Origin of the sequence: Streptomyces tricolor (genome assembly GCF_002155905.1) — a bacterium.
Classification (GTDB): Bacteria; Actinomycetota; Actinomycetes; order Streptomycetales; family Streptomycetaceae; genus Streptomyces; species Streptomyces tricolor.
Map to the genome: position 1 here is coordinate 1 of NZ_MUMF01000455.1, position 5,597 is coordinate 5,597.

The window sequence follows — 5,597 nt, forward strand, 5'->3', positions numbered from 1 at the left end:
CGCGGCGGGGGCGGGGCAAGCAGCCGGTTGACCCCCGTGTCCGGGCCACCGTGGAACTGCTCGACGCGCTGCCGCAGACCCGGCTGAGCGCGGGCACCGCTCCGGTCCCGCCGGCGGTCGCGATGGTCGCGATGGGCATCGGCTGGGCCGGTGTCCTCAGCCCGGCGACGGTCTCCGCGCTGTCCGCCGTCCCGGAGCGGCAGGCCGGTCTGGCCGTGGGCTCCTCCTGGACCTTCCACAACCTGGGCGGCGCGATCGGTCTGGCCGCCTCCGTGGTCCTCTTCCGCACCTTCGCCTCCGGCCGGCTGACCACCGAGCTGACCCGGCGGCACCAGGCGACCGGTGACTGGACCGACTCCGTGGTCACCAACCCCGGGCACGCCACCGCGGTCCTGGCCGGGCGGACCTCGCTGCCGGCCGCCGACGCGGACCGGGTCTTCGGCGCGGTCTTCAGTCACGGCATGCAGGCCGCCATGTGGCTGCTGACCGCGGTCTCCGTGCCGGCCGGCCAGTCCGCCTGAGCCGAGCGCGGACGGTCCCCGGCGCACCGCGTGCCCGGGGACCGTCCGCGCCGTCCGGCGGAGTCAGAGGACTTGCAGCAGGGTGACCAGGGTGGTGAGGCCGGCGCACACCGCCAGGACGACGCCCACGCAGCGGCGCCGCAGTTCGCGGTAGCGCTGCTCGTACTCGGCGCGCAGCGACACGCAGCGGGCCGCGATGCGTTCGAGGTCGGCCTTGGCCCGTTGCAGGCTGTCGGCGACGTAGGCCTGCTCGATCTGCTCCCGCTGGGCCGTCGTCAGCCAGTCCATGGGGCCGGTGAACTCCCGGGCGCGCCGCTCCGCCTCCGCGACGCGGGCCTGCCACAGCAGATAGCCCTCGACCTCGTTGCCGAGGTCGCCGCCTGCCCCGGCCCCCTGCTTGGGCAGACCGCTCACCCCTGTCCCCGGTCGCTCGTGCCCGGGCGCGCGTAGGCCTCCTGCTCCCGCGCCGCGATGTCCGGGTGGTGCAGGTCGAACGCCGGGGATTCGCTGCGGATCCGCGGCAGGGTGAGGAAGTTGTGCCGCGGCGGCGGGCAGGAGGTCGCCCACTCCAGCGAGCGGCCGTAGCCCCACGGGTCGTCCACGCCGACCGGCTTGCCGTACTTGGCCGTCTTCCACACGTTGTAGAGGAACGGCAGCATCGACAGGCCGAGCAGGAAGGAACCGATGGTGGACACCGTGTTCAGCGCGGTGAAGCCGTCGGCCGCGAGGTAGTCGGCGTACCGGCGCGGCATGCCCTCGGCGCCCAGCCAGTGCTGGACCAGGAAGGTGGTGTGGAAGCCGATGAACAGCGTCCAGAAGGTGATCTTGCCGAGGCGTTCGTCGAGCATCTTGCCGGTCCACTTCGGCCACCAGAAGTGGAAGCCGGCGAACATCGCGAAGACGACCGTGCCGAAGACCACGTAGTGGAAGTGGGCCACCACGAAGTACGAGTCGGAGACGTGGAAGTCCATGGGCGGCGAGGCCAGGACGACACCGGTGAGTCCGCCGAAGAGGAACGTCACGAGGAAGCCCGTGGCCCACAGCATGGGCGTCTCGAAGCTCAGCGAGCCCTTCCACATCGTGCCGATCCAGTTGAAGAACTTCACCCCGGTCGGGACGGCGATCAGGAAGGTCATGAAGGCGAAGAACGGCAGCAGCACGCCGCCGGTGACGTACATGTGGTGGGCCCACACCGTGACGGACAGACCGGCGATCGCGATGGTCGCGGCGACGAGACCCATGTAGCCGAAGATCGGCTTGCGGGAGAAGACCGGGATGACCTCGGTGACGATGCCGAAGAACGGCAGGGCGATGATGTACACCTCAGGGTGGCCGAAGAACCAGAAGAGGTGCTGCCACAGCAGGGGCCCGCCGTTGGCCGCGTCGTACACATGGGCGCCGAAGATACGGTCCGCCGCCAGCGCGAACAGCGCGGCGGCCAGCACCGGGAAGGCCAGCAGGACCAGCACACCGGTCAGCAGCACGTTCCAGGTGAAGATCGGCATGCGGAACATGGTCAGGCCGGGGGCGCGCATGCAGATGATGGTGGTGATGAAGTTGACGGCGCCGAGGATGGTGCCGAAACCGGAGAACGCCAGGCCCAGGATCCACAGGTTCCCGCCGATCGAGGGGCTGCGGATCGCGTCCGACAGGGGGGTGTACGCGAACCAGCCGAAGTCGGCCGCGCCGTCCGGGGTGAGGAAGCCGCCCACCGCGATGAGCGAGCCGAACAGGTAGAGCCAGTAGGCGAACATGTTCAGCCGCGGGAACGCGACGTCGGGGGCGCCGATCTGCAGCGGCATGATCCAGTTCGTGAACCCGGCGAACAGCGGGGTGGCGAACATCAGCAGCATCACGGTGCCGTGCATCGTGAACGCCTGGTTGTACTGCTCGTTCGAGATCATCTGCAGGCCGGGGCGGGCCAGCTCGGCCCGGATGACCAGCGCCATCACCCCGCCGAACAGGAAGAACGCGAAGGACGTCGCCAGGTACAGCGTGCCGATCGTCTTGTGGTCGGTGGTCGTCAGCCACTTCACCACGACATTGCCGGGCTGTTTGCGCCGGACCGGCAACTCGTTCTCGTACGAGTCCTCGGCCGCCGCCGACCCGCCCTGGGGTTCGTTGAGGATGCTCACAAGTCGTCCGTCTCCCGATGCTCGCCGTCCGCCCACGCCATGGCGTCGGTCAACCGCCATCCTGGCGGGGCGACGGCGGCGGGGGCGCCCTGAGCGGCCGAGGCACAGCCATCCGGATGACGGATGCACACGTTCGGAGCAACGGGCCGGGCGCCTCGCGGGGTGCTCGGGTGCGCTTGATAGATTCGCCGGCCGATGGCCCTGGGACGGTCGGGAGGGCCGGATGGCGCCGGGTATCGGCTACGCGAACCTGAACACCTCGGATCTGCCGAGGCGCGGCATGACGCCCGCGACGGCGCCCGTGCACGTGCTGCTGGTGGACCTGGAGGCGGACCTCGTCGTCCGGGACGGCGAGCGGGTGGTGTGCGCGGTGGAGGACTTCCCGGTCGCCGAGCTGGCGCGCGCCCTGGTGGAGTGGCTGGGCCGGGAGGAGCGCGGCGCCTTCCGCTTCGCGTCGATGTCGTTCGAGGAGCCGGGCGCGGTACGGATCGAGGAGTCGGCCGGGGGCTGGCGGGTCGGCTCGGTGTTCGCGCCGGACGACTGGACCGCGCCGGTCGCCCTGGAGGTCCTGGCGGCGGAGCTGACGCGGTTCACGGACGCCGTCCGCGAGGGGGTCGCCGCCCTCGGCGCCGACCCGGCCCTGGTCCCCGCGCTCAGTACGCCACCGGCCAGCCCGTCGACCAGCTCAGCAGGTTGATGCCGAGCTTCGGGGTGCCGTTGTCGTTGCCGTCGTAGTAGTGGTAGACGATCAGGTCGCCGTCGACGTCGTGCAGGACGGACTGCCCGCCGGGCCCGACGACCCGGCCGTGGGACTCCAGGACCGGGGTGCCGCCGTTGTTCATCAGGGCGACCCCGTTCCTGTCGTAGTACGGCCCGGTCACCGAGGTGGCCCGGCCGACCTTCACCTTGTACGTGGAGCCGGCGCCCTGGCAGCAGACGTCGTAGGAGGCGAAGAGGTAGTAGAAGCCGCCGCGTTTGACGATGTACGGCGCCTCGACGGCCTTGCTGCCGGTCGGCCGGGAGGCGAGGGAGTACCGCCTGGTGTCTCCGGCGTACTGCTTCCCGGTCGACGGATCGATGCGGATCATCTTGATCCCGGTCCACCAGCTGCCGAAGGAGAGCCACCACGTGCCGTCGTCGTCCACGAAGAGGTTGGGGTCGATGGCGTTGTAGTCGCTGCCGGCGGTGGAGGTGTAGACGATGCCGTAGTCGGTCCAGGAGCCGGGCAGTCCGGTGGTCGAGCCGGCCAGCCCGATCGCCGAGGTGTTCTCGCCGAACGTGGAGACGGCGTAGTACATCAGGTACTTGCCGCCGTGGTACGAGATGTCCGGCGCCCAGGCCTCGGTGGCGTACGACGACCACCAGCCCGGCCTGGTGGTGAAGGCGTCGGCGCCGGCGGTGAAGGCGGTGCGGTCGGTGGAGGTCCTGTGGGCGAGGCCGCCGCCGGTGGCGTAGAGCAGGTAGCGGCCGGCCGGGGTGCGGATCATCGTCGGGTCGTGGACGACGACACTGCCGGTGACCGTGCCGGGGTTGGGGTACGCGGAGGCGCTGCTCGGCACGAGGGCGAGCAGGAGGGCTGCGGGGACGGCGAGGAGTGCGGTGCGCTTCTTCATGGCAAAAGCCCTCTTTTCTACGGGTCCTTGCGCCCAAGCGTCCGAAATCGCGAACGCCGATCGCGGATTCGAACGGGACCGTAGAAGCGATTGGTTGGCGAGTCAACAGTTCTCGCAGGAGCCCGCCCGCCCCGGCGGACACGGGAGGGGACGCGCCGGCACGGGAGGGGACGCGCCCGCGCCCCCTCCCGCGGCGGCTACGGCTTCGGGCACTCCTTCCACGCCAGGTGGTACACCGTGCTGATGTCCCCGTCCGTGGAGTCCATCGTCATGAAGCTGACCTTGTCGGGGGTCGCGGTCCCGGCGCTGACGCGCAGCTCCGTGTTGATGTTGAAGTTGCGCAGCACTCCGCAGGGCGCCCAGACCAGCTGGGCCCAGTCGGTGGTGTCGGTGGCCTGCCAGTCGTCGTTGTAGGGGCCGTTGAAGGGGTGGGTCCTGGGCACGGTGTTCGACGAGCCCTGGAAGTAGTACGACGCCTTCTGCGTGCCGGTGGCGCCCCGCTGGAGCGAGGCGAAGCCCCGGTAGTCGGCGCTGGCGACCGCGTAGGTGAAGCCCTGCGGGACGTGGACCACCAGGTTGAGCTGGCAGTTCTTGCGGAAGGCCGTGGGGTCGGAGTTGCCGCCGGCCTGGGCCAGGTAGGCGCTGTACGTCACGGTGAACGCCGTGTTGTCCGGCGACACCGCCACGGCGGCCGTGCCGGCCGGGCAGCCCGAGCCGTTCACCGTGGCGACATCGATGACGATCTTGTCCGGGGGCGGGTCGTCGAAGGGGGACGAGTCGTGGGCGGGCGCGAGCGCGGTGGTGAGCAGGGCGGCCACTGCGCCGCCCATGAGGAGTCCGCCGGCCATGGTTTCTCCCGGTTGTCGAGTGGGGGGTGCACCCCCGCCCGCAGTGCTTCAAAGGTGAAGAATCCATGTCTCACCTGTGAAGCGGGGGTGGAGGCGTGGGTAGCGTAGGAACCCCCGCCCGCCCCCGGGAGAGCGAACTCAGGCCATTCACACCGGGCTTTTCACGCCCTCCGGCTAGGCCCGCACGACCGGCACGCCGGCCCGGGTGACCGCCCGGGCCGGCGCGGGCGCGGTGCGCGGGTCCGTCACTGGCCCCGGAGGCCGGTGGGCAGGAGGGTGCGGAGGGAGGTGACCGGGTGGCCCAGTTCCAGGGAGCCGAGGACGCCGTGCAGGAGGGCGCCGCCGGGGACACCGGCGGGCGGGACGGGGCGCTGGGCGGCCTGGGCGGTGGGAGCGGCGGCCAGCAGAGCGGTGGCCAGGACGGTGACGCAGGTGAGTTTCTTCAGCATGTCCCGCCCAACGAGCGAGGTCCGGGACGGG

The 5,597-nt window shown here is 70.8% G+C and carries 6 protein-coding genes and 1 pseudogene; 2 read left to right on the forward strand and 5 right to left on the reverse strand.

The features are described from left to right. A pseudogene (locus CCN44_RS29495) lies at positions 1-521 on the forward strand (hypothetical protein); the annotation flags it as partial. A gap of 63 nt (positions 522-584) precedes the next feature. On the opposite strand, the gene CCN44_RS29500 reads toward CCN44_RS29495, so the two are convergent. Beyond that, on the reverse strand, positions 585-935 hold the full coding sequence (locus CCN44_RS29500) for a cytochrome C oxidase subunit I (RefSeq protein WP_189397219.1): 351 nt from the start codon (positions 933-935) through the stop codon (positions 585-587). Beyond that, positions 932-2,656, reverse strand: a complete 1,725-nt coding sequence (ctaD, locus tag CCN44_RS29505) for an aa3-type cytochrome oxidase subunit I (RefSeq protein WP_059249268.1) — start codon at positions 2,654-2,656, stop codon at positions 932-934. Before ctaD ends, CCN44_RS29500 begins: the two co-directional genes overlap by 4 nt. A gap of 223 nt (positions 2,657-2,879) precedes the next feature. Here ctaD and CCN44_RS29510 point away from each other — a divergent pair, with 223 nt between their 5' ends. Continuing rightward, a complete protein-coding gene (locus CCN44_RS29510; RefSeq protein ID WP_223283905.1) occupies positions 2,880-3,353 on the forward strand; it encodes a DUF7878 domain-containing protein in 474 nt (157 codons plus the stop codon). Here CCN44_RS29510 and CCN44_RS29515 read toward each other — a convergent pair. The 3 genes from CCN44_RS29515 to CCN44_RS29525 form a co-directional block, all read right to left on the reverse strand. After that, a complete protein-coding gene (locus tag CCN44_RS29515; protein ID WP_086700951.1) occupies positions 3,310-4,269 on the reverse strand; it encodes an arabinan endo-1,5-alpha-L-arabinosidase in 960 nt (319 codons plus the stop codon). The genes CCN44_RS29510 and CCN44_RS29515 overlap by 44 nt on opposite strands. Positions 4,270-4,466: 197 nt before the next feature. After that, a complete protein-coding gene (locus CCN44_RS29520; protein ID WP_059249271.1) occupies positions 4,467-5,117 on the reverse strand; it encodes a DUF4360 domain-containing protein in 651 nt (216 codons plus the stop codon). Between the two features lie 245 nt (positions 5,118-5,362). Further along, positions 5,363-5,597, reverse strand: a 235-nt coding sequence (locus CCN44_RS29525; protein ID WP_244203986.1) for a hypothetical protein, incomplete at its 5' end; no start/stop codon positions are given.